At 63.8% G+C, this 25,125-nt stretch carries 17 protein-coding genes; 11 read left to right on the forward strand and 6 right to left on the reverse strand.

All coding sequences use genetic code 11. From position 1 onward, the window contains the following. Positions 1 to 146 precede the first annotated feature (146 nt). Both NPJ82_RS17290 and NPJ82_RS17295 read left to right on the forward strand, forming a co-directional pair. Complete coding sequence (locus NPJ82_RS17290; protein ID WP_342659318.1) at positions 147 to 2,273, forward strand: TonB-dependent receptor; 2,127 nt, start codon at positions 147 to 149, stop codon at positions 2,271 to 2,273. Continuing rightward, positions 2,260 to 3,684, forward strand: a complete 1,425-nt coding sequence (locus NPJ82_RS17295; protein ID WP_342659319.1) for a hypothetical protein — start codon at positions 2,260 to 2,262, stop codon at positions 3,682 to 3,684. The genes NPJ82_RS17290 and NPJ82_RS17295 overlap by 14 nt, the downstream gene beginning before the upstream one ends. A 19-nt stretch (positions 3,685 to 3,703) precedes the next feature. On the opposite strand, the gene NPJ82_RS17300 is transcribed toward NPJ82_RS17295, so the two are convergent. Beyond that, positions 3,704 to 4,339, reverse strand: a complete 636-nt coding sequence (locus NPJ82_RS17300) for a TetR/AcrR family transcriptional regulator (RefSeq protein ID WP_342659320.1) — start codon at positions 4,337 to 4,339, stop codon at positions 3,704 to 3,706. Between the two features lie 119 nt (positions 4,340 to 4,458). Here NPJ82_RS17300 and NPJ82_RS17305 point away from each other — a divergent pair, with 119 nt between their 5' ends. The 3 genes from NPJ82_RS17305 to NPJ82_RS17315 are packed head-to-tail and all read left to right on the forward strand — an operon-like array spanning position 4,459 to position 10,484. Then, a complete protein-coding gene (locus tag NPJ82_RS17305) occupies positions 4,459 to 5,679 on the forward strand; it encodes an efflux RND transporter periplasmic adaptor subunit (protein ID WP_112383691.1) in 1,221 nt (406 codons plus the stop codon). Positions 5,680 to 5,681: 2 nt separating this feature from the next. Then, complete coding sequence (locus tag NPJ82_RS17310) at positions 5,682 to 8,921, forward strand: efflux RND transporter permease subunit (protein ID WP_342659321.1); 3,240 nt, start codon at positions 5,682 to 5,684, stop codon at positions 8,919 to 8,921. Between the two features lie 54 nt (positions 8,922 to 8,975). Beyond that, the gene (locus tag NPJ82_RS17315) at positions 8,976 to 10,484 is read left to right on the forward strand and encodes an efflux transporter outer membrane subunit (protein ID WP_342659349.1); all 1,509 of its coding nucleotides are present in this window, start codon (positions 8,976 to 8,978) and stop codon (positions 10,482 to 10,484) included. A gap of 81 nt (positions 10,485 to 10,565) precedes the next feature. Here the strand turns inward: NPJ82_RS17315 and NPJ82_RS17320 are convergent, their stop codons facing one another. Further along, positions 10,566 to 11,477: a hypothetical protein gene (locus NPJ82_RS17320; protein ID WP_149683342.1), complete on the reverse strand. Its 912-nt coding sequence runs from the start codon at positions 11,475 to 11,477 to the stop codon at positions 10,566 to 10,568. Between the two features lie 185 nt (positions 11,478 to 11,662). After that, complete coding sequence (locus NPJ82_RS17325; protein ID WP_342659322.1) at positions 11,663 to 12,502, reverse strand: glycosyltransferase; 840 nt, start codon at positions 12,500 to 12,502, stop codon at positions 11,663 to 11,665. A gap of 538 nt (positions 12,503 to 13,040) precedes the next feature. Here NPJ82_RS17325 and NPJ82_RS17330 point away from each other — a divergent pair. The 5 genes from NPJ82_RS17330 to NPJ82_RS17350 all read left to right on the forward strand — a co-directional run bounded on the left by NPJ82_RS17330 (position 13,041) and on the right by NPJ82_RS17350 (position 18,151). Continuing rightward, positions 13,041 to 13,904, forward strand: a complete 864-nt coding sequence (locus tag NPJ82_RS17330; protein WP_342659323.1) for a glycoside hydrolase family 16 protein — start codon at positions 13,041 to 13,043, stop codon at positions 13,902 to 13,904. A 182-nt stretch (positions 13,905 to 14,086) separates the two neighbouring features. Continuing rightward, positions 14,087 to 15,058: a glycosyltransferase gene (locus tag NPJ82_RS17335; RefSeq protein WP_342659324.1), complete on the forward strand. Its 972-nt coding sequence runs from the start codon at positions 14,087 to 14,089 to the stop codon at positions 15,056 to 15,058. A gap of 201 nt (positions 15,059 to 15,259) precedes the next feature. Next, entirely contained in the window at positions 15,260 to 15,979 is a 720-nt protein-coding gene (locus NPJ82_RS17340) for a sugar transferase (RefSeq protein WP_342659325.1), read from the forward strand. Positions 15,980 to 16,006: 27 nt separating this feature from the next. Further along, complete coding sequence (locus NPJ82_RS17345; protein ID WP_342659326.1) at positions 16,007 to 17,143, forward strand: glycosyltransferase family 1 protein; 1,137 nt, start codon at positions 16,007 to 16,009, stop codon at positions 17,141 to 17,143. Between the two features lie 135 nt (positions 17,144 to 17,278). Next, the gene (locus NPJ82_RS17350; RefSeq protein WP_267347445.1) at positions 17,279 to 18,151 is read left to right on the forward strand and encodes a glycosyltransferase; all 873 of its coding nucleotides are present in this window, start codon (positions 17,279 to 17,281) and stop codon (positions 18,149 to 18,151) included. A gap of 20 nt (positions 18,152 to 18,171) precedes the next feature. Here NPJ82_RS17350 and NPJ82_RS17355 read toward each other — a convergent pair whose 3' ends face one another. Beyond that, positions 18,172 to 19,698 (reverse strand): lipopolysaccharide biosynthesis protein, encoded by a 1,527-nt coding sequence (locus NPJ82_RS17355; RefSeq protein WP_342659327.1) that lies wholly within the window; start codon positions 19,696 to 19,698, stop codon positions 18,172 to 18,174. Positions 19,699 to 19,786: 88 nt separating this feature from the next. After that, on the reverse strand, positions 19,787 to 20,887 hold the full coding sequence (locus tag NPJ82_RS17360) for a glycosyltransferase (RefSeq protein WP_342659328.1): 1,101 nt from the start codon (positions 20,885 to 20,887) through the stop codon (positions 19,787 to 19,789). 300 nt (positions 20,888 to 21,187) lie between these two features. On the opposite strand from NPJ82_RS17360, the gene NPJ82_RS17365 reads away from it, so the two are divergent. Next, positions 21,188 to 22,675 (forward strand): hypothetical protein, encoded by a 1,488-nt coding sequence (locus NPJ82_RS17365; protein WP_342659329.1) that lies wholly within the window; start codon positions 21,188 to 21,190, stop codon positions 22,673 to 22,675. A gap of 172 nt (positions 22,676 to 22,847) precedes the next feature. Here the strand turns inward: NPJ82_RS17365 and NPJ82_RS17370 are convergent, their stop codons facing one another. Further along, positions 22,848 to 24,806: an oligosaccharide flippase family protein gene (locus tag NPJ82_RS17370; protein ID WP_342659330.1), complete on the reverse strand. Its 1,959-nt coding sequence runs from the start codon at positions 24,804 to 24,806 to the stop codon at positions 22,848 to 22,850. Positions 24,807 to 25,125 lie beyond the last annotated feature (319 nt).

Consider the following 25,125-nt stretch of genomic DNA (forward strand, 5'->3'; position numbering starts at 1 on the left):
GTCTATCCGACGAGCGACGCCAACAGTGCGGCAGGGGCCGCATGGACGGGTGTGTTCGCTGCCGGAGGCGTCCGGTGGGCATGGTCGTTGCCGCGCGTGCGGTAGGCCCCCGCCGGTGTGCGTCAGACGCCGGAAAGATACGGGCCATGTCACTCATCACTTCGCGCGCACGCTCAGGGGCGCTGCTCGTCATCGTCGCAGCACCCTCCACAGCACAGGTCGCCGAACCTGAACAGGTCGATACAACTGCCATTCTCGTGATCGGGCATGAGGACAGGACCGGTCTCGCCACGCCCAACGCAACCGCCAGCAGGCTGAACCTGACGCCGCTGGAGACACCGGCCAGCATCACCAGCATTGATGGCGATACGGTCCGTGCCCGCGGTGAGCGGTCGATCGTTGAGGCGCAGACGCGCGCACCCGGCATCACCAGCGTTGCCGATCCGGGCAATGGCGGCACCGCGCTCGCTGCGCGCGGCTTTTCAGGCCAGGGATCGGTGCTGCAACTGATCGACGGCGTCCGGCTGTTCCCGGCTGCGGGCACGATCACCTTTCCCACCGATCCGTGGATGGTCGAGCGGATCGATGTGCTGAGCGGTCCGGCGTCCGTGCTGTACGGACAGGGGGCGCTGGGCGGCGCGGTGAACGTCGTCATGCGCCAGCCCGATGCGACAAGGACCGGGTTCGAGGGCGAGGTCGGCTATGGTGCGCAAAACAGCGTTCGCGCCGCGGGCGGGATCGGCGGGCCGATCGACGAAGCGCTCGCCTACCGCGTCGATGGCAGCTGGTGGCGCTCGGACGGCTATGTCGATCGCGGTCGCTCGCGCAGCCTTGCGCTGTCCGGCACGCTGCGCTGGACGCCTGCATCGACGCTGGCGATCACGCTGCGCGGCGATCACGGTGATCAGCGTCCCACGGCCTATTTCGGCACGCCGCTGATCGACGGTCGGCTGGACGCGCGCAACCGCACGACCAACTACAATGTCGCCGATGCCCGGATGCACTTTCGCGATGATCGCGCGACGCTGCAGGTCGACTGGACGCCGAGCGAGACGCTGCACTTCTCCAACATCGCCTATCGGCTGACCAGCAACCGGTTCTGGCGCAATCTGGAAAGCTATCGCTGGGTCGCGGGTACGATCCGCCGCGGCGACAATTTCGGCATTCGTCACGATCAGACGCAATGGGGCGATCAGGCCAGCATGACGCTGAAGACCCCGATCTCGGATGCGATCGACAATGCCCTGGTGATCGGGGTCGACGCCAATCTGGTAAAGTTCACGCATGCGAACAACTTCGGGTCGGACCCACAGGGCGACACGATCGATCCCTTCGCCTTCAACCCCGGCCTGTTCCTCGACACGCAGGGGATCGCACCCCGCTATCGCACACGAACGGAGGCATTCGCCGTCTTTGCGGAGGACCGGGTGACGCTGGGGGGCGGCGTGTCAATCGTTGGCGGCCTGCGCCATGAAGAGGATCGCGTGCGGCGCTGGGCGATCGCCTATCCGGGTGGCGACCGTGCCGACACCTTCGTGTTCGACCGGACGTTTCGCAACACGACGTGGCGTGTCGGTACGGTGTGGCAACCGGTGTCCACAGTGTCGCTCTATGCGCAATTTGCGACGGGGGTCGATCCGTTGGGGACGTTGACGACGGTCGGCACGGGGCAGGTGGCGTTCGGCAATGCGCGCGGGGATCAGGTCGAGGCCGGGGTGAAGGCGGTGTTTGCGCAAGGGCGCGGCACGGCGACGCTGGCCGCGTATCGCATCGTGAAGAAGGGGCTGCTGGCGCAGCGTACCGTGTCCAGTCCGATCGAGCAGGTCGGGCAGCGTTCGGCCAGGGGTATCGAGGGGGCGGTGGCCTTTGCGCTGCCATATGGGCTGGGGATCGATGCGAACGGGTCGGTGCTGGATGCGCAGTTCGACGATTTCCTGTCGGACGGCATCCGCTTCGACGGCAGGACACCGCCGGGCATTGCCGAGACGATGGCCAATGTCTGGCTGCGCTGGGATGCGACACCCCGGCTTCAGCTGCGTGGCGGCCTTCGCCATGTCGGCCGGCGTTTCTCGGACAATGCCAATCGTTTCCGCATTCCCGGCTATGCAACCATCGACGCGACGATCTCCTATGCGCTGACCGATCATGTGGCGGTGGACCTGCGCTGCTATAATCTGCTCGACAAGGATTATGCGGTCACCAGCTATGGTGACGGGCAGTGGATCCTCGGCCGCCCGCACTCGCTCGATATCGCGCTTCGTGCCGCGTTCTGACATCGGGCGGGTGGCGCTACGCTGGCTGTTCCTCACCCATCGCTGGGCGGGGATCACGGCGTGCCTGTTCTTCGGGATGTGGTTCGCCTCGGGACTGGTGATGCTCTACATGCCCTATCCAGCCTTGTCGCCGGCCGCGCGCTGGGCCGGGGCGGCGCCGATCGACTGGTCGAGGGTCGACGTGCCGGCGCCGCTCGCGACCGGGCAGGGGAGGCTGCTGCTGGAAATGCGCGATACCGAACCGGTATGGCGGATCGAGCGGGATGACGGTGTCATCGATACCGTGCCCGCACGAACCGGCGCGGTGCTGCCGGCCGTCGATCATGGCTATGCCCGGCGGGTGGCGGCGAACTTTTCCGGAACGCGTGCCATCCGGGCAGATCAGGTCATGCGCGACCAATGGACCGTCGCCGGTGGCTTCGACCGGCATCGCCCCTTGTGGAGGGTCGCGCTCGGCGATGCCGCGGGCACCGTCATCTATGTGTCGTCCGCAACCGGCCTGCCTGTCCAGCGCACCACACGCGTCCAGCGTATCTGGAACTGGCTGGGGTCGGTGCCGCACTGGCTGTATCCGACGGTCCTGCGACAGGACAATGCGGCGTGGCGTCAGGTGGTGATGTGGGTGTCCGGCCCCTGCATCGCGGTCGCCCTGACCGGCATATGGATCGGCATCCTGCGCCTGCGTCCGGGGCAGCGGCGATATAAGGCAGGGCGCATCAGCGCGTATCGCGGCTGGATGCTGTGGCACCATGTCAGCGGTCTTGTTGGCGGGGTGGTCCTGCTCGGCTGGATCGTCAGCGGGTGGCTGTCTGTCGATCCGGGACGGCTGTTCGCCGGAGGGACGGCACCAGTCGAGGCGCTTCGCCGCTACCGCGCGATCGATGGCGACACCGGCCCCGCGCCGGCACGGCTGGCGATGGCGGCACCGGATGCCCGAACCATCGAGATCACCAACGCGGCCGGCCTGCCGCGGATCGTGATCGACCGGGCATCGGATCATCCCCGCTTTCTCGACACACGAACCATGGCGCACCCAGGCGATGCGACGGCCGTCATCGTCAAGGCGAGCGCACCGCTGGTGGCCGGTGGCGCTCTTTGGCGGATCGACCGGCTGACCCGGCCGGATGCCTATTGGGGGCTGATCAGGCCCTTGCCGATCCTGCGGCTGCGGTTCGACGATCATGTGCGGACATGGCTTTATATCGATCCGGCCACCGGCGACGTGGTCGAGCGACAGGATCGGGCCCGCCGCCTGTATCGCTGGATGTTCGACCTGCCGCATACATGGGACTGGCTGTGGCTGGTCGCATCGCGGCCGGTGCGCGATCTGATGATCTGGCTGATGTCCGCCTTTGGTCTGGTGGTATCGGTCAGTGGCGTGTGGCTCGGCTACCGGCGCCTGTTGCGATAGGGATCGCCGCACCTGCCGATCAGGCCGTGGATGACGTCTCCATTCGCGCCGCCAGTTGCGTATCGATCAATGCCCGAAAGGATTCGGCGAGCTTCTGGCAATCGATTTCGGGATGGATGATCCGGCGCATCATGCTGCCCAGACCCAGTGCCAGCACCAGATCCACCAGCACCTCGCGGTCGACGATCCCGACGCAGTCGACGCCCAGGGCCTCGAGGGCTGCGTGCAGGCTGCTGCGGACGCGGTTGTCGATGTCGCGGTAGATATGGGCCACGCGCGGGTTGCGTGCCGCCTCCGCCATGATCTCGGTCATCATCCGGCATTCCTCGACCGGCTCGTCACAGGCGTGGAAGCGGTTGATCCAGTCGCGAATAGCCTGATGATCGTCGCGGGCGATCGCGGCACGAACGCAATCCTCCTGAAGCCAGGCCTCGACATCCTCGCTCGCGATCGCGGCGATGATGTCCTCCTTGCTGGCAAAGTCGCGGTAGATCTGCCCGACCTTGATGCCGGATGCGGCCGCGATCTGGGCCATGCCGGTCTGATGGAACCCATTGTCGGCGAACAGCGTTCTCGCCGTATCCAGCAGGTGACGGCGTCGTTCGTCCGCGCGTGGTGTGCGGCGCGAACAGCAGGGGGGAAGCGCCAGGGTCACGCGTGCAATCCTCTCATCTTACTTGTTATCTCTTGCCAATCTCGGTTCGCCCCGATTACAGGGGCAAAAAATGTGAGTGATCGATCACTCACACTTAGTGTCTCTTGCAGGCGGATTCCATGAAAAACATCGTACCGGCTCTCGGTTTGGCGTTGATCCTTGCCGGATGCGGCGGGGGTGGTGAGCAACAGCAACAGCAGCCCGCCGGGCCACCGCAGGTCGGCGTGGTCGAGGTGCGGGACGAGGCGGTGACGCTGACCACCGAATTGCCCGGCCGGACCAGCCCGTTCGAGACGTCGGACGTGCGGCCGCAGGTCAATGGCCTGATCCTGGCGCGCCTGTTCCAGGAAGGCGACTTCGTGCGCGAGGGGCAGCCGCTCTACCGGATCGATCCGGCCCCGTATCAGGCGCAGGTCGCCAATGCCCGCGCCGGCGTCGCCCGGGCGCGCGCGGCGATCGCATCGAGCGCGGCGCTGGCCCGCCGCTATGGCGAACTGGTCAAGATCAACGCGATCTCGCGCCAGGAACTGGAGAATGCGACGACGAGCGCGCAGCAGGCGCAGGCGGACGTCGCGGCCCAGCAGGCCGCCCTGCGCACCGCGCAGATCGACCTGAACCGCACCACGCTGCGTGCGCCCATCTCCGGCCGGATCGGCCGCTCGGTCTATACCACCGGCGCACTGGTCAGCGCGTCGCAGACCGATCCGCTGACCACCATCCAGCGCCTCGACCCGATCTATGTCGACATCCAGCAATCGAGCGCCGACCTGCTGCGCCTGCGCCAGCAGATCATGTCGGGTGAGCTCGCCCGCGGGGGCGGTGCCGCGCGCGTCCGCCTGAAGCTGGAGGATGGATCGACCTATCCGCAGGAAGGCACGCTGAAATTCGCCGACGTGACCGTCGATCCCGCCACCGGCAGCCAGACGATCCGCGCCGTCTTCCCGAACACGCGCGGTCTGTTGCTGCCCGGCATGTTCGTGCGTGCCGAGCTGGTCGAGGGCACGCGCGCCCATGCCCTGGTCGTGCCGCAGCGCGGCGTCACTCGTGACGAGCGGGGCCAGGCGGTCGCGCTGGTCGTCGGCGCCGATGGCAAGCTGGCCCAGCGGGTCATCACCGCACCGCGTACCGTCGGGCAGAACTGGCTGGTCACGGGCGGTCTGAAGGCCGGCGACAAGGTCGTGGTCGAGGGCGCGCAGAACCTGCAGCCCGGCACGCCGGTAAAGGCCGTGCCGTACCGCGAGAATGCGGGTCAGCAGGGCGGCCAGCCCGGCAATCAGGCGGGCGCCCAGCAGGGCGCCCAGCCGTCCGGTCAGCAAAAGGCCGGAGCACAGGGTAAGTAATCATGGCCCGCTATTTCATCGACCGACCCATCTTTGCATGGGTCATCGCGCTGATCCTGATGCTCGCGGGTGGCCTGGCCATCCGCAGCCTGCCGATCGCCCAGTTCCCCTCGATCGCACCGCCTCAGGTGACGATCAATGCCACCTATCCCGGTGCGGACGCCGAAACGCTGGAACGCACCACCACCCAGATCATCGAGCAGCAGCTGAGGGGTATCGACAACCTCCGCTATTTCTCGTCGTCCTCCTCGTCGGCGGGCACGGTCACCATCACGCTCACCTTCGAGCAGGGGACCGATCCCGACATCGCGCAGGTGCAGGTGCAGAACAAGCTGCAGGCGGCGACCTCGCTCCTGCCGCAGGAAGTGCAGCGCCAGGGCATCCAGGTGGCGAAGTCGGCCGCCAGCTTCCTGCTGGTCGTGGGTCTCTATTCCAAGGACGGATCGCATAACGGCAACGACCTGGCCGACTATGTCTTCTCGCGGTTGCAGGACCCGATCAGCCGGGTGAACGGCGTCGGCGAGCTCCAAGTGTTCGGTGCGCAATATGCGATGCGTATCTGGGCCGACCCGGTCAAGCTGAACAGCTATCAGCTGACCATGGCCGACATCAGCAGCGCGGTGCAGGCGCAGAACGCGCAGGTCTCCGCCGGCCAGATCGGGGCGCAGCCCGCCACCAAGGAGCAGATGCTCAACGCCACCGTTTCGGTGCAGTCGCGCCTCCAGACACCCGAGGAATTCGCCAATATCCGCCTGAAGACCACGCCGAACGGCGCGGTGGTGCGGCTGGGCGACGTGGCCCGCGTCGAGCTGGGCGCGGAGAATTACGCGTTCAAGCTGGAATATAACGGCAAGCCCGCATCCGGCTTCGGCGTCCGCCTGGCGCCGGGTGCCAATGCGCTCGACACCGTCGAGGCGGTGAAGGCGCGGACCGAGGAGATCGCCAAGGGCTTCCCGGCCGACGTGCAGGTCATCTATCCGTACGACACCACGCCGTTCGTGCGCCTGTCGGTGGAGCAGGTGATCCACACGCTGGTCGAGGCGGTGATCCTGGTCTTCCTGGTGATGTTCCTCTTCCTCCAGAACTGGCGCGCCACGGTCATCCCGACGATCGCGGTGCCGGTCGTGCTGCTCGGCACCTTTGCGGTGATGGCGGTCGCCGGTTATTCGATCAACACGCTGACCCTGTTCGGCATGGTGCTGGCCATCGGCCTGCTGGTCGACGACGCGATCGTCGTCGTCGAGAATGTCGAGCGTCTGATCCAGACCGAGGGGCTGAGCCCCAAGGAAGCAGCGCGCAAGTCGATGGACGAGATCAGCGGCGCGCTGATCGGCATCGGCCTGGTGCTGTCCGCGGTGTTCCTGCCGATGGCGTTCTTCGGCGGGTCGACCGGCGTGATCTATCGCCAGTTCTCGATCACCATCGTGTCGGCCATGGTGCTGTCGGTGCTGGTCGCATTGATCCTGACGCCGGCACTCTGCGCCACGATCCTGAAGCCGCACGACCCGACCAAGCATGAGGGCAACGGCCCGCTGGCGCGCTTCTTCCGCTGGTTCAACGACTGGTTCGACCGGGGCACGAACAAGTATGAAGGCGGTGTGAAGCGCACCGCGCGGAGCTGGAAGCGGTCGGCGGTCATCTATCTGATGATCGTGCTGGGCATGGGCTTCCTGTTCTGGCGCCTGCCCACGGGCTTCCTGCCCGAAGAGGATCAGGGCAGCGTCTTCGTGCTGGTGCAGGGACCGGCCGGCGCCTCCACCGCGCGCACCGACAAGGCGCTGGGCGTCGTGCGCGACCACTTCCTCCAGAAGGAAGCGGCCAGCGTGCAGGGCGTGTTCACGATCAGCGGCTTCTCGTTCGCAGGGCAGGGCCAGAACGCGGGTCTCGCCTTCATCAACCTGAAGCCGTGGGAGGATCGCTCCGGCGCCGAGAACAAGGCGCAGGCGATCGCGGGCCGTGCCATGGGGCCGTTCTCGCAGTTCAAGGATGCGATGATCTTCGCCCTGGTGCCGCCCGCGGTGCAGGAACTGGGCAACGCCACCGGCTTCGACCTCCAGCTCGTCGACACCGGCGGGATCGGGCATGAAAAGCTGGTCCAGGCGCGCAACATGATGCTGGGCATGGCGATGCAGGATCCGCGCGTTGCGCAGGTTCGCCCGCTCAGCCTGGAGGATGCGCCGCAGTTGAAGGTCGACGTCGATCAGGATCGGGCACGTGCGCTGGGCCTGGACATCGCCACCATCAACTCGACCATCTCCACCGCCTGGGGTGGTGCCTATGTCAACGACTTCATCGACCGTGGCCGCGTGAAGCGCGTCTATCTCCAGGCGGATGCGCCGTATCGCATGTCGCCGGAAAGCCTGGGCGACTTCTACGTCCGCGGCGGCTCCAGCGCGATGGCACCGTTCACGGCCTTCTCGACGCTGGAATGGACCAAGGCGCCGGTGCAGCTGACCCGCTACAACGGTCAGCCGGCCATGCAGCTGCAAGGCGCGCCTGCGCCCGGGCAGAGCACGGGTGCCGCGATGGAGGCGATGCAGGAGATCCACGGCAAGCTGCCGCCCGGCACCAACCTGGAATGGACCGGCCTGTCCTACGAGGAGCAACTGTCCGGTGGTCAGGCGCCTGCACTTTATGCGCTGTCGCTGCTGATCGTCTTCCTCTGCCTCGCCGCGCTCTATGAAAGCTGGTCGGTGCCGATCGCGGTGCTGCTGGTGGTGCCGCTGGGCGTGGTCGGTGCGCTGTTGGCGGCGACGCTGACCGGGCTGAACAACGACATCTACCTTCAGGTGGGCCTGATCACCACGATCGGTGTGGCGGCCAAGAACGCGATCCTGATCGTCGAGTTCGCCGAGGAGCGCGTGCGTGCCGGCATGGGCGTGTTCGAGGCGGCGGTGGAGGCGGCAAGGCTGCGTCTGCGGCCGATCCTGATGACCTCGCTCGCCTTCATCTTCGGCGTGCTGCCGCTGGCACTTTCGACGGGCGCGGGCGCAGGCGGCCAGAACGCGATCGGCCGGTCGGTGGTGGGCGGCATGTTCACCGCGACCGTCTTCGGTATCTTCCTGGTGCCGATGTTCTTCGTCGTCGTCAGCCGGCTGTTCGGGCACGGCAAGCATGACGACACATCCGGTGCGCACCCGTCCCCGTCCTCCGACGTGACACCCGATGGTGGCAACCGGTCGTCAGGTGGCGGCGCAGCGCCGCAGTCATCAGGTGGCGGCGCAGCGCCGCAGGGAGCGTAAAGCGTGAGCGTCGTGAACAAGTCTCTCCTGATCGCCGCATTGTCGGCCGGCACCATGCTGGCCGGGTGCAACCTTGCCCCCAAATATGTCCGCCCGGTCGGCGCCGTCCCCGTGACGTTGCCGCAGGGCGGCGCCTATCCGGCCGCGGCGACCGATGCCCGCGACATCACCGCGATCGGCTGGCGCGACTTCTTCCTCGACCCGCGCCTGCGCCAGGTCGTGGACATGGGGCTGGCCAATAACCGCGACCTGCGCGTGGCGGCTGCCAACGTGCTTCAGGCGCGGGCGCAGTACCGCGTCCAGCGCTCGAACATCGTGCCGACCACGACCATTTCGGGCGCGGGTACCTATACCAACAACATCTTCGGCGCGGCTGGTGCGGCCGGCGGTGGAGCCGGCGGGACCGGCGCCGGCACGGGCACGGGCACGGGCACGGGTGGTGGAACCGGCACGGGCACCGGAGGCGGTTCCGGTGGGACCGGCGCCGGCGTCGGCACGGGCCAGCAATCCTCGAACATCGAGGCCTATGCGGTCAATGCGGGCTTTTCCAACTTCGAGCTGGATCTGTTCGGCCGGCTGCGCAACCTGAACCGCGCCGCGCAGGAGCAGGTCCTCGCCTCCGAAGAGGCGCAGCGCTCGACCCGGATCAGCCTGATCGCCGAGATCGCCAGCGCGTGGCTGACCATGGCGTCCGACCAGGAGCAACTGCGCCTGTCGCAGGAAACGCTGCAGACCTTCCAGCAGACGCTGGATCTGACCCAGGCGCAGTTCCGCATCGGGGTCGGCTCCGAACTGGAAGTGCGCCAGGCAGAGACGAACTACCAGTCGGCGCGCAACGACATCGCGGCGCTGCGCACCACCATCGCGCGCGACCAGAACGCGCTCAACCTGCTGGTCGGCACCACCGTGACCGCCACGATGCTGCCGGGCGAACTGGGTGGCGAGGCCTACACGCTGGACTCGCTGCCCGGCGACCTGTCGTCGCAAGCGCTGTTGCGCCGCCCGGACGTGCTGCAGGCCGAGCATCAGTTGCTCGCCGAGAACGCCAATATCGGCGCGGCGCGTGCGGCCTTCTTCCCCACCATCTCGCTGACTGCGACGCTGGGGACGATCAGCACCGCATTGTCCGGTTTGTTCGGAGGGGGCAGCTTTACCTACACGGGTACGCCGTCTGCCTCGCTGCCGCTGTTCGATGGCGGCCGGCGCAAGGGCAATCTGGACTATGCGCGGGCGTCCGAGCAGGTGGCGGTCGCCACCTACGAAAAGACGATCCAGACCGCGTTCCGCGAAGTGGCGGACGCGCTGGCGCAGCGCGGCACGATCGGCGAGCAGGTGGCGGCACAATCGGCGCGGGCCAATGCCGCGCGGGTCGCGGCACGCCTGTCCGACGCCCGCTTCCGCGCCGGCGTCGACTCCTTCCTCACCACCCTCGACGCACAACGCACCGCCTATGCCGCGGAACAGACCCTTGTCGGCGCCCGCCTCACCCGCGCCAGCAACACGGTCGAACTCTACCGCGCCCTGGGCGGCGGCCTACAGGACGAAACACCACCGCTCCGCTAACCGCACCGCCCCGCTAACGGCACCGGCCCGGCGCATGACGGCGCCGGGCCGATTGCGGTCCAGCGAGGAGCGCGAGGTAGTTTACTTGTTTCCCGACCTGGCAACGACGTCCCGGGCAAGGATGTGCCGGGCGTCCTCCGAATATTTCGGATTCCGGAAGAATTGATGCCGGATATGGTCGAACGATCGACGCAGGGCACCTTGGCCCGGCGAGTAGAAGGGCAGCGCGAGCAAGGCGCCTGAGCGTAGCGACACACCCATCTTGCCAACCCATCGCCCGTTTCTGGTCAGGCCGGACGACGCAACCAGGCTGGGCCAGGTCATGCCGAAGTGATCGAGCGAGGCCATGATGTCGGACTCGTAGGTCCGTCCGACAAAACCATTCGCCTCCTTCAGCACGCCGACGGGCCGGGTGTGCCGGATGGGAATGGCATCGATGATCGCAAAGCGGCGGAACTCGGGCGGCAGGACGCTGCCCCAGATCAGATCGATGCCGCTTTCCCAACCATATTCGAAGAGCGGGGCCACGTGCTTCAGCGCGGTGCGCGAAAAGAAGGGCGCCATCATCTCGATATAATTGACGCAGCGGAACCTGAAGAACGGGTTCTGGATCGTGCCCGCATAGGTACAAAAGCTGTCCCAGGTCAGGCTCGGCTGGAAGATGTTGAAGCCATATTCCTGGCCCATCGCAAACAGGCGGCTGAGATCGGTGGCATTCGTGTCAATATCGTCGTCGATCAGGGCAACGAAATCATACTGCTCGATAAAGTCCGAATGCTGTGCAAGTGTGACCTTCCAGCCCTGGATCTTTGAGCCCGGAACATGGATGTGAAAGATACCGGGGCGGGTGTCCGGACCCGGGTCACCCGAGACGAAGGACGCCACCAGCAGATCGAAATCCCGTCCGCCGCTGGGATCGAGCCAGCGCTCATGCAGGCTGTTTGCGCCTGCCCTCGTGATGACGAGATTTCGTGATGTGGCCGGCCCTAGCATTTATCGCGCATCCATAGCGTGCATGACGTCACCGTGATCGCGACGGCCACGCCATAGCCCCATCGATGTCGGTGCGGTTCCGCAAATCGGGAGCGATACCTTATCGGTAAATCCGGCAATTTTTTTCATGGCAAACTCTCCGGATCCACAGGTCGTGGTACGTCGCACCAAAATCATAACAACGATTAAATCGAGGATGATCCTTCCAGCGTCTTCATATGATCGACAATAGCTGGCGATAACCAGAGCTTGCGTTCGACATATGATTTGGCGATTTGCTTGATCTTGTAGGCCGCCTTTTTGCGAAATACCAAAGCGTCGCAATATTGCCGGATTTCCGGAAATTTCCTGGCAACGTCGGCATAGGGCTGGTGCCAGGAGCGGCCCCAGGGGGCATAGGATCCTTGCCATGGCCGGGGATTGGACATGAAGTGGACGATCGATGGCTGCGCAATATCCTCCAGGCCGTAGCCAAGGATGAAGCCGGGAAAATTCCAGCGTATCGAGGCATAATCGCGACGACCCTCGGTGACGCGATTGATGATCGTCTGATCTTCGAAGTGCAGCGCGCTGGTTGCGGTCCCGATCTGTGCCAGAGCTTCACGGGATATGTCCGCCCAGCTGTGCCGATTGACCCTGAAGACACCGCTGTTGACGTAGTCTTCGCCAAATGGACGAATTTCGGCCTCGAACCCGTCCGGCAATCGTTTGATGCCATTCAGATAGACCATCGGATCGCGCACCGCGCAAAGATGACCGTCTCTAGGCGAGAATTCGAGCAATGGCGTAAGATCGCCGACCACTTGCGTGTCGCCATCCAGATAGAGAATTTCGGAATAATCTGGCGCCAGCATCTGATCGAGAAAAAGACGGGCATTCATGATGTGCAGGCTGCCCAAGAACGCCGGGCTTTCCCAAATGTAGAGAATGTTGTTCTGGATGCAGACGCTCTCGATATCGGCGCTTTCCGCACCGCGATCGGCCGTCAGGTCGAAAAGGATGACATCGCAATGCGCAGGCGACATTCTCCTGGCCTGGATGGCACTGACCAACGATTGAAAAAGATACCCCTCATTGGCGATGTAACACACGCATGTTCGTCGCGATGAAGAATTAACAGCCACGGAAATTCCTTTTGCATGCGTCGTGCGGCGTGGATGCGCGTAATGGGACAAGTCGGATATCACGCATACATCGTCTTCCATGATAGAAAAACAGCGGATTCCCGTTGCTTATCAGGATGCCGCTTGTCAATTGCGCTACCATGCCGCGCGGCATGGCCTATTCGTGCCTAGATCGCGGGATTTTGCCACCGCAACCCCCTAATGTATGCCGATATGGCACAAAGTCCTCGGATATAAGCTTTTGCCTCGGGGTGGCTCTTCGTGGACATGCCGTTTAAACGGTCTCGTATCGCATGGTTTTTCCAGCGATCACAAAGATATGTTGGCCAAAAATGCCGCCAAGGCAAAACGGCGATACGGGAGCGGATCAACACGCGTCCACCAGCCCAAATGCCTCGGGACGGGTGGATGCTCACTCCTTTCGAGGTGCTGTAAGCCCATGGCAGCGATCCGGCAGTGTCGGCAAATTGACATCAGCAAGCCTGTAACGAGCGATCGTCGTCGCATGTCCTGGTGGCTGGGCCTTGGCGCAGGATTGAGCCTGGGCACTACGGCGGCCTGCACCCCGCTTCCGCCCAAATGTGCAAAAACGATCGACTTGCGGGATTACCGTGTGACGTTCGATGAATCGTTCGACACGCTGGATGTGTCTGCACATGGCCCCAATACGCGCTGGACCGCACATACGCCATGGAACGGCGATTTCGGCGAGTCCGCCTTTGTCGACCCGGGGGACAATTTCCCATTCTCCGTCAAGGATGGCATTCTGACGATCGGGATGAAGCGCGGAGCCGACGGAAAGTGGCGCTCGGGCCTTTTATCGTCGAGCGACGCCGCAGGCCGTGGTTTTATGCAACGCACAGGCTATTTCGAGATGCGCGCCATGCTGCCCAAGGGTGACGGCGTATGGCCCGCCTTCTGGCTGGGCTCGATCGGCAAGAAGGGGCAGGCCTCTCCGGAAATCGACGTGCTGGAATATTATGGCCATGATCCCGCGACCTATGTCACCACGACCCATCTGTGGACCGACGGCAAAAGCGTCGACCAGGGGCCGGAGGTGGTGCGGGTTCCGGCACAGTCACTGACCACCGCAATGCACCGGTTCGGAGTCAGCGTCGAAGCGAACGCGATCAACGTCTTTCTGGACGGTCGGTCGGTTGCCTGCTTCCATTCAGCACCGGCCTATCTGCAGCCGAAGATGATCCTGCTCAATCTTGCTGCCGGCGGTGGCTGGCCGATCGACAAGATGCCGGACGACCGCGAGATGAAGGTCGATTACGTCAGGGCCTATGTAAGAAAATAGATCCGGCATCATCCGATCATCAAGGCGGATGTGCCGCGCAGTTAACAGGATGGCACTGCATGAAAGTCCATGTTCATCTAGCCTATGGCTATGACCCGGCCGTGTGGGGGCGAAAGTTCGACGATGGCAGCCTGATCGGCATCAACGAGCGTGATCCCTATGGGTATCGTCACGCGGCACCGATGGTGGCTGCGATGACATCGTCGAAAGATCATGCGGAAGGCAGGCTGGGGCGTTTGGTCCGGCTAGGCGCGCGCGCCATTCTGGGATTTGATTTCGTGCACGCCTGGCGCAACCGTGCGGCGATTTGCGCCGCGGACGTCGTATGGACGCATACAGAATCCCAGCATCTCGCTATCAGTCAGATGTTCAAGGTGAAGCGCCTGGATCAAGAGGCGCGTCCCAAGCTATTGGCGCAAAGCGTCTGGCTGATGGATCGTTGGGACCGATTGTCCAAGGTGCGCCGCGCATATTACCGCCGGCTGCTTCGTCACGCCGATGTGCTGACTTTTCATTCGCGCGAGAATCTAACCATGGCGCGGACGCGCCTCCCCGATGCGCAAAGCGAACACGTATTGTTCGGCATCAACGCCTCCGACAAGGTCGCTCCCGTTCGCGACGACGCCGCGGGATCGAAGTTGATCATTGCGGTCGGCAATGACGTGCACCGCGACTGGTCGACCCTCATCAAGGCGGTTGCCAGGCATCCGGACTGGAGGCTGCGCATCGTGTCCACCACCTGTTCAAAGTCACTGGCGGCAGGGGTGGCGAATGTCGAGATCGCCGGAGTAGGCGACAATGCCGGGCTTAAAAGTCTCTACTGGCAATCGGCGATCGCCATCGTCCCTCTGCTGCCAAACGCCCATGCCTCGGGCATCACGGCCTTGCAGGAAGCGGCGCTGAACGGGGTCGCAACCATTGCAACCGATGTCGGCGGTTTGCGCGACTATTTCGACGATACGGAAGTCACCTATGTCGAGAGCGGCAGTGTGACGGCGCTGGAGACCGCGATCGAGCGCCTGCTGGCGAACCCGGCATTGCGCTATGATCGGGCGGTTGCGGCGCAGGCACGAATGGGGCCCGAGGGCCTGAGTTCCTATGCCTTCGCCAAGCGCCACGTCGAGATTTCAAGACGCGTTCTGGGCGGCCGCTAAACACCTTTGGTCAAAGAAGGTTGCGCCCGGTCCACCGCAAAAAAGCGTCCCAATATGGGTGGGCCAGTTGACCAATCTTATTGCAAACATTGAATTTATGCTTCAGGGGAAATATCAGTTTCGCGTCGCATGATAAGAAGTTGTAAAAAACTCGATCAATGCTGAAGCGATACAGCAAAACATACATCCAATCCAATTCCGTTGCGTGAAACTGCGACGCTGTTTGGCTGGAAAGGGGCTGGCATCATGTACCTAACACAAGGAAGGATCGGCGAAATCAGCATCTCCGATACCCCCAAGGACAAAAATGCCGGCGAAGCTCTTTTGCGTGTCCTGGACTTGCTTGTCGGGATCATCGCCGTTGTCGTTTTTGCGCCGTTGCTCATCGGTCTTGCGCTGGCGATCTACATCACCAGCCCGGGGCCGCTGATCTTCGCACAGCCCAGAATCGGGCGTAACGGTCGCATGTTCCGGTGCTTCAAGTTCCGGACGATGGTGGTCGACGCTACCGAACGGCTTGAGCAGCTTCTGGCGAGCGATCCGCTGGCGCGGGCGGAATGGGCACGGGATCACAAGTTGCGCAACGATCCGCGCATCACCCCGCTGGGCGCCTTCCTGCGCAAGAGCAGCCTTGATGAGCTGCCGCAGTTCTTCAACCTCATCAACGGCACGATGAGCATCGTCGGCCCCCGACCGATCGTTGCCGCGGAAGTCGTGCGCTATGGTCGTCGCTTCAACGAATATTGCAGCGTGCGTCCCGGCATCACCGGGCTTTGGCAGGTCAGCGGGCGCAGCGATACCACGTATCGGCGCCGTGTCGCGCTGGATGTCGCCTATTCGCGCCATCGGTCGCTGGGTCTGAACCTGAAGATCATGGCGATGACCGTGCCTGCGGTCTTGGCCGCCAAGGGCAGTCGCTGATCCTGCATGGGCAGGCAGGAAGGGTTGATGCTATTGCCGCGTGATCGTGCATCCAAGAGCGGGGGCGGGCGCCTGCTCGTCAACGGGCGTTTCCTTTATGCCCGCCCGACCGGCGTCCAGCGCGTCTCGATGGCCTTGCTGCATCAGATCGGTGCGCGCCGGCACGAACTGGAAGATGTGTTCCCGGGCGGGATACAGGTCGAGGCGCCCCCCGGCGATGCGGCATCGTCGATCGCCGGCGTGGCCGTACACAAGGCGGGACGCGTTCGCGGGCAGCTCTGGGAGCAGGCCAGCCTGCCACGACAGGCACGGCGACGTGAACAAGGCCAGGACGACCTGATCCTGTCCTTGTCGAATGTCGGGCCGCTGGCGGCTGCGCGCGGCATCACGATGATCCACGACGCGCAGGTCTATACCGCGCCGCAATCCTATTCTAAGGCGTTCGTGCGCTGGTATCGCTTCCTGCTTCCGCGTCTGGGACGCCGGAACGTGCAGGTGCTCACCGTGTCGCACTTCTCCAAGCGGCAACTCGTCAGCTATGGCGTAGCCCCCGAAGCGCGCATCACCGTCATACCCAATGGCTGCGATCACGTGCTCGGCTTTGCCAGCGACATGGCGACGGTCGATCGGCTGAAGCTGGCAGCGGGCCGCTATGTCGTCGCGCTGGCGACGACGCAGCCGCACAAGAATATCGCCGTGCTGCTGCGCGCCTTTGCCGATGGCGCGATGGGGGATGTTAAGCTGGTCCTGCTCGGCAAGGCGAGCGCAGCGGAGATGAAGGCGGCCTATCCCTTCATGCCCGACGACGTCCTGTTCACCGGCGCGATCAGCGATGCCGAGCTACGCGGCCTGCTGGAACAGGCGCTATGTTTTGCGATGCCGTCTACGACCGAGGGGTTCGGCCTTCCGCCGCTCGAGGCGATGATCCTGGGTACGCCGGCGATCGTCGCGCCTTGCGGTGCGCTGCCGGAGGCGTGTGGGGAGGGTGCATTATACGCAGCGCCCGACCGACCGGACGTTTGGCAGGCGCAGATGCGTGCCTTGCGTGACGACAACGGGTTGCGCGAGGCGATGAAGGCCAAGGGGAAGGTGCAGGCGGGGCTCTTCACGTGGGAGAGGGCGGGGGACGTTCTGATCGAGACGCTGCGGCGCTGTTCGCGGTAGTAGGTGGCGCAGAATGGTACGCGGTGGGCGTCGATGGAGTGTCCAGACACCTAACCCTTTGATAGGCGTGTCGGGGTGGGGAATGCGTAATCGTATCAACGGTTGCATCGAATTGCAGGGAAACGGGCTGGTACGATGAAGGTCGCTATTGTCATTGCAAGCGTTGGCCGGCCGCAAGAGCTGGCGCGCTGGGCCGATCATTGCCGTCGCCAGACGCTGACGCCCTGCGAGATCGTCTTTTCCATCGCGTCCGATGCGGATCTGCCCGCAGGCTTTCACGACAACACCGTTACCGTTCTGCGAGGCCCCAAGGGATCGTCGCACCAGCGCAATTCCGGGTTGAACGCGCTCACCAGCGCGCCGGATGTCGTGGCTTTCTTCGATGACGATTACGTGCCCAGCCGACGCTGTCTGGAGGGGATCGCCCGCGTGTTCGAGGCGCATCCGGAACTGGTCGGCACTACCGGCCGGCTGCTCGCCGACGGCATTCACAGCGCCGGCATCGACTTCGAAACCGCATCCGCGATGATCGCGCGCTTCGATGCGGAGGATGCCGCACCCAACCTCGCGCTGAACGAGACGCTGGGCACCTATGGCTGCAACATGGCGTTCCGCTGGTCGGTGGTGAAGGACGTCCGCTTCGACGAACGGCTGCCGCTTTACGCCTGGCAGGAGGATGTCGATTTCTCGCGCCGGCTGCGCGATCACGGCGTTGTCGCACGGACCGAGGCATTTGTTGGCGTCCATCAGGGCGTCAAGGGAGGGCGTACCGCCGGCCAGAAATTTGGCTACTCGCAGATCGCCAACCCCCTGTACCTGATCCGCAAGGGGACGATGCCGGCCCGTGACGCACTGTGGTTGATGACGCGCAACATGGCGAGCAACCACGCCAAGGCATTCAGGCCCGAACCCTGGATCGATCGCAAGGGGCGCGCCGAGGGTAATTGGCGGGCTCTGAAGGATCTGGTCACCGGCCGCCTGCAACCGGAACGCATTCTGGAGTTCTGATGCGCCTGCCGGGCCGGATGCTATGTCGCCCGGTGCCTGAACAATTTGCCTCGCAACTGTGCGAAAAGCTTCGTCCCCATGGTTTCCATCCCTTCCGGGCGTCCGACTAGAGCCCAGGAAAGGAGCAGGATGGCAATGTAGGTGACGCCCCCGACGATGACCGTGGCGGCGACCGCGAGGATCGACAGCGAGTGGCGCAGGGCATCCGGCAGCAGCAGGATGGCCGCCGCCATGCCGGCTGTCGCCAGGGCGATGCGCCAGGGGGCGATCAATTGCGCGATGATGCGCAGGCCGACGAGCTTGCGGACATAGCCCATCGTCACGACCATCAGGATCGCGTTGGTCGCCACGCGGCCGATGACCGCACCCGCGACACCGAATGTCCAGATCAGGCCGATCAGCAACGGGATCTTGATCGCAACTTCGACAAGGCGCTGTCGCAGGAAGATGGAGGTGCGGTCCATCGCCATCGCCATCGGGTCGAGCGGCGATACCCAGACGACGAAGATCGGTGCGATCGCGAGCCAGCGCAGCATCGGGATCGCGGTAATCCAGTTCGGCCCCAGCACGACGGGCACGACCTGATCCGCGATCAGGCTCAGCCCTACCATGCCCGGCGCCGCGATGGTCAGCAGCGTCAGCGATATGCGCTGATAGGCCCGCGCCATGCGTTCGCATGAGTCCTTCATCGTCACGAAGCCGGCCATCAGCGGCCGCATCGCCGGCGCCACCAGCACCTGTTCGGGCACGGACGACAGGTCGGCCGCCATCGAGAAGTGGCCTAGATCGGCCTTGCCGATAAAGCGGCCCAGGATCAGCTTGTCGGATTGCCAGCTTAGCGCGCCGAGCGCCTGCGCGAGGCTGGCCCAGCTCAGGAAACCGGCAAAGCTGCGCCACCGGACAAGGCTGAGCCGTGGCCGGAAGGGCGCAAAGAAGTAGGATTGCACCATGCTGGCTACCGGCGTGACCACCGTTCCCATCGCAATCGCCCAATAGGAATGGGTTGCGATGGCAAGGCTGGTGGCGACCGAAAAGCCGCACAGCTTGCTGACGATCTCGATCACTAGATCGCGCCGGAAATCGATGCGCCGGGCATATTGCACCATGGCCGGACTTTGCAGACCGCGCGTGATCGGGGCGAGCGCCAGGAACAGGATCAGCGGCACCAGCCGCGAATCCGAATAGGCATAGGAAAACGGTACCGCGGCCAGCGCGATCACCAGCGCCAGCAGGCCGCCGCGCATCAACCCGATGGTGAAGGCGGTGTTGAGATGGCTGCGGCCGACACGGTCGAGCCGCACCATCGATTGCGAGATGGGCAATTCCGACACTGCTTCGACGATGAAGATCAACGTCATCGCCACCGAGATCAGCCCGAAATCCTGCGGCGACAGGGTACGCGCCAGGACGATCAGCGTCGTGAAGTCGATCCCCCGCGCCGCCAGGCGGGACGCCATCAACCATGCCACGCTGCCCGCCGTACGCCGGCCGACGCCAGGGCGCGGCTGCTCGGGCACCGCCTTTTCCGTTTCTGTAACTTCCGTCATCGCCCGCCTTATCCCGATTTCAAACGCTCATGGTTCAGCAAACCATGGCGGCCGCCCGGCGACTGCGTGGCGAACTTCAACTACCCAATCAATCGAGACGTTTGAACGGTGCCCGATGCAGGAACCTGCGCAGTAGGACGGAATGCCAGCGGCTGTCGATTGCCGCCTTCACCGATTTCAGCGCGCGTCTCGCCCGCATGGCGAGTGAGGGATCGGCATATTTCGGATCGATGTCCCGGCTGTCGGTCAGCGTCAGGTAGCGTGTGAAATAGGGGTGGGCTGCCAGAAAATCCGCATAGACCTTGCGATAGCGAGTGCCCCAAGGCCCCTTCAGGGAGTTCCACGGCTTGGCCGGGCCGGTGAAATGGACGATTCTCGGGCGGACAAGATGCTGGCCGTCCGCCGCCTGGAACCATGTCGTGTAGTTGTATTCCGGGCCAAACCGTATGCGATGCTCGCCGATTGCCGCGTTGAGCGCGCTCTGGTCGTGATGCTTGCAGCATTCTGGATGGTTCGTCAGAAAACGAAGCGCCTCGCCGGTGTATTCGCGCCATGCGGCACGCGATGCCAACATGATGCCGGCATTCACGTAATCGGTCGGATGCATGATGCCGAGCCGGCTGAGATAGGATGACGGGTTGGCATATTTGCCGCCATTGTTCAGCCGGTCGCAGCCGGCAAGGACCTTGCCGGGGGGGCAGTCATGCGCAACCAGGGGCGCGACCGAACCGGTGATCTGGATGTCGCCGTCCATGTAGAGGATTGTGTCGTACTGCGCCGGGATGTGCGCGTCGAGCACCAGCCGGCCCAGCGTCGAACGTGGAACATGCAGCGAGGGCAGACGGTCCGCGCTGTCCGGGATGAAGGATCTGCTGTCCAGAAACCGGAAGTTGAAACGCGATGCGCCGAGTGCGGTTCGGATCGCGGCCTGCTCGTCATCGGGTATGTCGATCAGGTAGATGATGATGTCGGCGATCGCGACGACATCGGCCTGCGCAGCGAGTTGCGATGCGGCGATCAGGCTTTGCACCAGATAGCCGCGGTCGGTCACGAAGGTGATGACCCGGTCGATGCCCTGCCGATTGCATTCGGGCGTACCCAGGGGCAGGTTGTCCACGATAAAACTCCTGCTTGGCGCAGCGGCTGAAAATACGAGAGGCTTGCATGGCGGGCGGTTACCGCGGTGCAAACGGCAGCTTTACCGATGCTTAGCCATGTTGCTTGTGATGGCGGGAGGTCAAGATTTCGTGACCTGTGTGAAAATGATACGCTGAATGTGCTTTTTCCTGCAGCACCGCCTATCAAGCCACCTCCGGTCGGGATGGCGTTGCGCGGGAGGCAATGCTATTATCGAGACCTCGCAAAGGATTACGTCGGCAGATCGTTGGTGAAATCGATCCAATGCCTGTCTTTGGCCGCCGGGTGATCGGCGTGACGCCGAACACAAACGGAAATCGCGGCCGGGATCGGGCCGAACTCAGGGGCTGCAATGGTCGTTCTCGGAATTTTCTGGCTGCTGTTCTTTGCCGCGGCCATCGCGGATGTCCGGTGGACGCTGTACCTGTTCTTCAGCAGCCTCGCTTTCGGATCGCTGGCGATCCTTCCCGTCAATCTGACGGGGGGTACGACGTTCCTGCCCCTGACCGCCTGCGCAGGGCTGTTGTGCATCAAGGCCTTTCTGGCATCCGGTCGGCCCCATCTGCTGGTTGACGGGCTGATCGACTATAACAAGCTGGGCCTGCTGACCGCGTTCATGGCCTTTGCACTGGCAGTTACCTACACCGCGCCCTTCCTGTTCAGCGGGGCGCCGGTCATGGGTCTGAACAACATCCGGCGCAGCGCACTGGGTTTCGGTTCGGGCAATATCACCCAGCCTTTGTACCTGCTGTCCTCCTTTGCGATCACCGTATCGATCTACCAGCTGCTGTTGCAGACCGACACGCGCCGGCTGGTCTACAAGGCGATCTTCGTCGGGGGTGTCGTGGCGATGTTCGCCGGCCTGCTCGACATGGCAACCGCCGGCACCGGTCTGCTCGCTCCGCTGCGCACTGCAACCTATGTGATCATGGACGGCGACGATGTCGGCGGCATGCGCCGGGTGATCGGCTTCAACACCGAGGCTTCGGGTTATGGCGCATTGGTGCTCTCCTTTGCCTCGATGATCTATTTCATGAAGATCGGCCAGGCGCTGGGCGGTGCCTATGCAAAGCTGGAGATGCCGCTGGCCTTGATGCTGGTCCTGTTGACCGTGCTGTCGACATCGTCCGCCGCGTTTCTCGGCCTGGCCGTGTTAGGTTTGATCGCGGTCGGCAGCAACGTGCTGGCGCTGCGGCACGGTGCGGATGAGAAGCGCGCGGTCATCGAATTGCTGTTCATCGGCGCCGCGATCCTGTGCTGCATCGCGCTGATCATCGCGACGCCCAGCCTGTTCGGCGGGTTGTTCGATCTGGTCGACAAAACCGTGCTGAACAAGACGTCGAGCAGCTCCTTCTCGGAGCGGAGCAGCTGGAACACCGTCAGCCTGGAAGGGCTGTTCGCCACGGGCGGTTATGGCGTCGGGGTGGGATCGACGCGCGCATCCTCCTGGCCGGTCGCGGTACTCAGCAGCACCGGCATCGTCGGTGCCCTGCTGATGATCCTGTTCTTCCTGCGGATTTTTACACTTTCGCTGCGCGGTGCCAGCCATGAGATACGCCGGGTCGTCACTGGCGCGCGCTACAGCATTCTGGTGTGCATGGTGCCCGGTGCGGTTGCCGGCACGCTGGTCGATTTCGGTGCGTATAATGCCGCGTTGTTCGCGATCACGGCTGCGCTGCCCTTCCTGAGTGCCGTCGGCCAGCCGATCCGCCGCTCCCGCCGGGCCATGCATCCGGCACCCGGTACGGGCTCGACGCCAGCGCCGCCTGCGCAAGGTCAGCCCAGCCATCGCGGTCGACGCCGCACCCAGCAGCGCCGTGTGCGTCCGGTTCGTACCTGAGCGGCCGTTTGGAAGCGGGCGAAATCGAACCCCTGTCTCAATCCCGAAAGTAGTTCCGATACATGCGGCGCCTGTGGTTCTTCGAGCGCCACTTCAGCAGCAGAAACGCCACGATCAGGACTGCGACAATCGCCGTAACGGTGAGGGTTGAATTGGTAACGGTCACGATGCGTCAAGACCTCTTGCGGCGTGTGATTTGGGATTGGGTGAGGATGCTCTGAAACTCCGGTGGGTCTGTCTGTCGATCAACGTGCACGGCCCCGATCGGCGCGCGATGCGGCCGGCAGGATGCACAATGTCCGGCAACGTCGATAAATTCCGCCGCCATCCGGAAATCTGCCGCCCGCGCCAAACCGTGGATCGCATTCAACGCGATAGGGCTTTCAAGGGAAAGAGATTTCTTGCAGCTCAGGCAGGTGAGACGAATGGTCTCGCGGTGACGGACCGCCGGTACAGGGGCAGGTTGTACCGGTTGCACCAGATTGGCCTGCGTCAGGATGTCGAGGATGCGGTAAACGCTGGAGGCCGCCGGATCGGTGGTTGATTTGTTGCTGGCCGTGGCAATCGCGAACATGCGGTCGCGGGTTTCGGCGGTGCTGAGCGGCGCATCCGACCGGGACGCGGCGCGCGGTGAAAAACGGCCGCGCAGCACCATCTTGCCCATCAAGCCCAGCAGCATCGCCTCCGCGCCATCAGGGCGGCCGCGCCCATGCCAAAACAGCAGGGTGGTCCCCGCAAATATCAGAGCGCCCAGACCTCCAAGCAGACCGATGGCCAGGACCAGTCCGATCTTGGACAGTCCGGGCGGGGCCAGTTGCAGGGCGGGGAGAACGACCGCAGCCATGGCCATGCAGCCGATGGCGGGCCGGCCAATGGCCTTGACCTGTGCCCAGGCGCTTACCCCGGACAGGCGCCGCGCCGCATCGATGGCCAGGGCGGCCAATACCAGTGCAGCTATCCCACGCGCGGCCGCGATGCCGGGAACCAGAAACAGCCAGCCTGCCGCGATAACCAGCGGCACCTTGACGAGGAAATCGGTCAACTGACGGTTGAAGATCAGGTTGGATCGCCGCAACGCCAGCGCCAGCGCGTTGAGCGGCGTCCACAACAGCCCCGGTATGCCCGCCAGCGCCAGCCATTGCAGCACGGGCGCGACACTGCGCCACTTGTCATCCAGTGCGAGGCCGACGAGCGGCTGTGCCAGCAACGCGGTGCCGGTCAGAACCGGGAAGCCGACCAGGGTGACTACCGACAGCGTCTTCAGATAGGCCTGTTGCAGCCTCTTGGGATCTTCCCGCACGGCAACGAGCCCGGCCGACAACGGTCCAAGGATCGGCCCGAGCAGCACCTGGCCCGGAATGGAGGCAAGATTGTCCGCCATGGTGAAGCGACCGACGACCGCAGGGATCGCCAGCCAGCCCAGTACCAGCCGATCGATCTGCCATGCAAAGGCGGAAAAGAGCTGCGCACCGCTCAGCCATCCCAGAAAGTTCCGGAACATGGGCCATTCCCGCAGCGAGAGCGTGGGCAGATAGGGTGCCAGAACAAAGGACAAGCCAGCCGCGATTACCGGAGAAGCGATCGTGCCGATCGCCAGTGCCCAGTAGCTGCCCGTCGCCAGCGCCACCGCGGTCGATGCTGCGAGCGAGCCAAGCTTGCCGAAAATCTCGGTGGCGACGGTGCGCCGAAAATCCAGGTCTCGGCAATATAGCGCCAGCCGGGGATTGCTAATCCCGCGAACGGCAGGCGCGATCGACAGGGCGAGCACAAGCGGCAACAGGCGCATGTCGCCATAGGCGACCGCGAACGGCCAGGCGATGGCACCGATCACGATCGCCAGTACGATGCCGCGCAGCAGGCTGAGCGTGAACGCAGTGTCCATCATCGGGCGCGTAATGTCGCGTTCGACGAGCAGCACCTGCGACACTGGCAGCTCCATGATCGCTTCGACGATGAAGATCAGGCTCATTGCGATACCGATCAGGCCGAAATCGGCAGGCGTGAGCAACCGCGCCAGCACGATCAACGCCAGCAGGTCGATGACCCGCGACAGCAATCGCCCCCCGACCGTCAGGATCGAGGCCAGCGCCGTCCGGTGCGACGCCGTGGCCGTGCCCGTCGCAGCCGTCATGCGCTATACTGCCCCCAGCGGCAGCTATTGGCAGCTATATGACGTTGCGTTTCCAACCATCCCGGCGCACCATGCAAATCATCGGCGACAAGAAACGTGATCGTGACAGGAGAGCATCCCCGCAATACTGGGTAACGTGCACGCGTATGCGACGCATCAACTTGCATGAACATGATCATGAAGTTGGGCGATGTTACGTAGTCGCGCGTGATATTTCTACATACCGTCATCATATGCCGTCAGTTTGCACGTACCTGTTCGAATGAATTCGTTAAGCGTATGAAGTAACTAAATATTGACGCTGTTTTTGTATGTCCGC

It is taken from the genome of Sphingomonas sp. NY01, assembly GCF_038809135.1.
In the GTDB taxonomy this organism is placed as follows: Bacteria; Pseudomonadota; Alphaproteobacteria; order Sphingomonadales; family Sphingomonadaceae; genus Sphingomonas; species Sphingomonas carotinifaciens.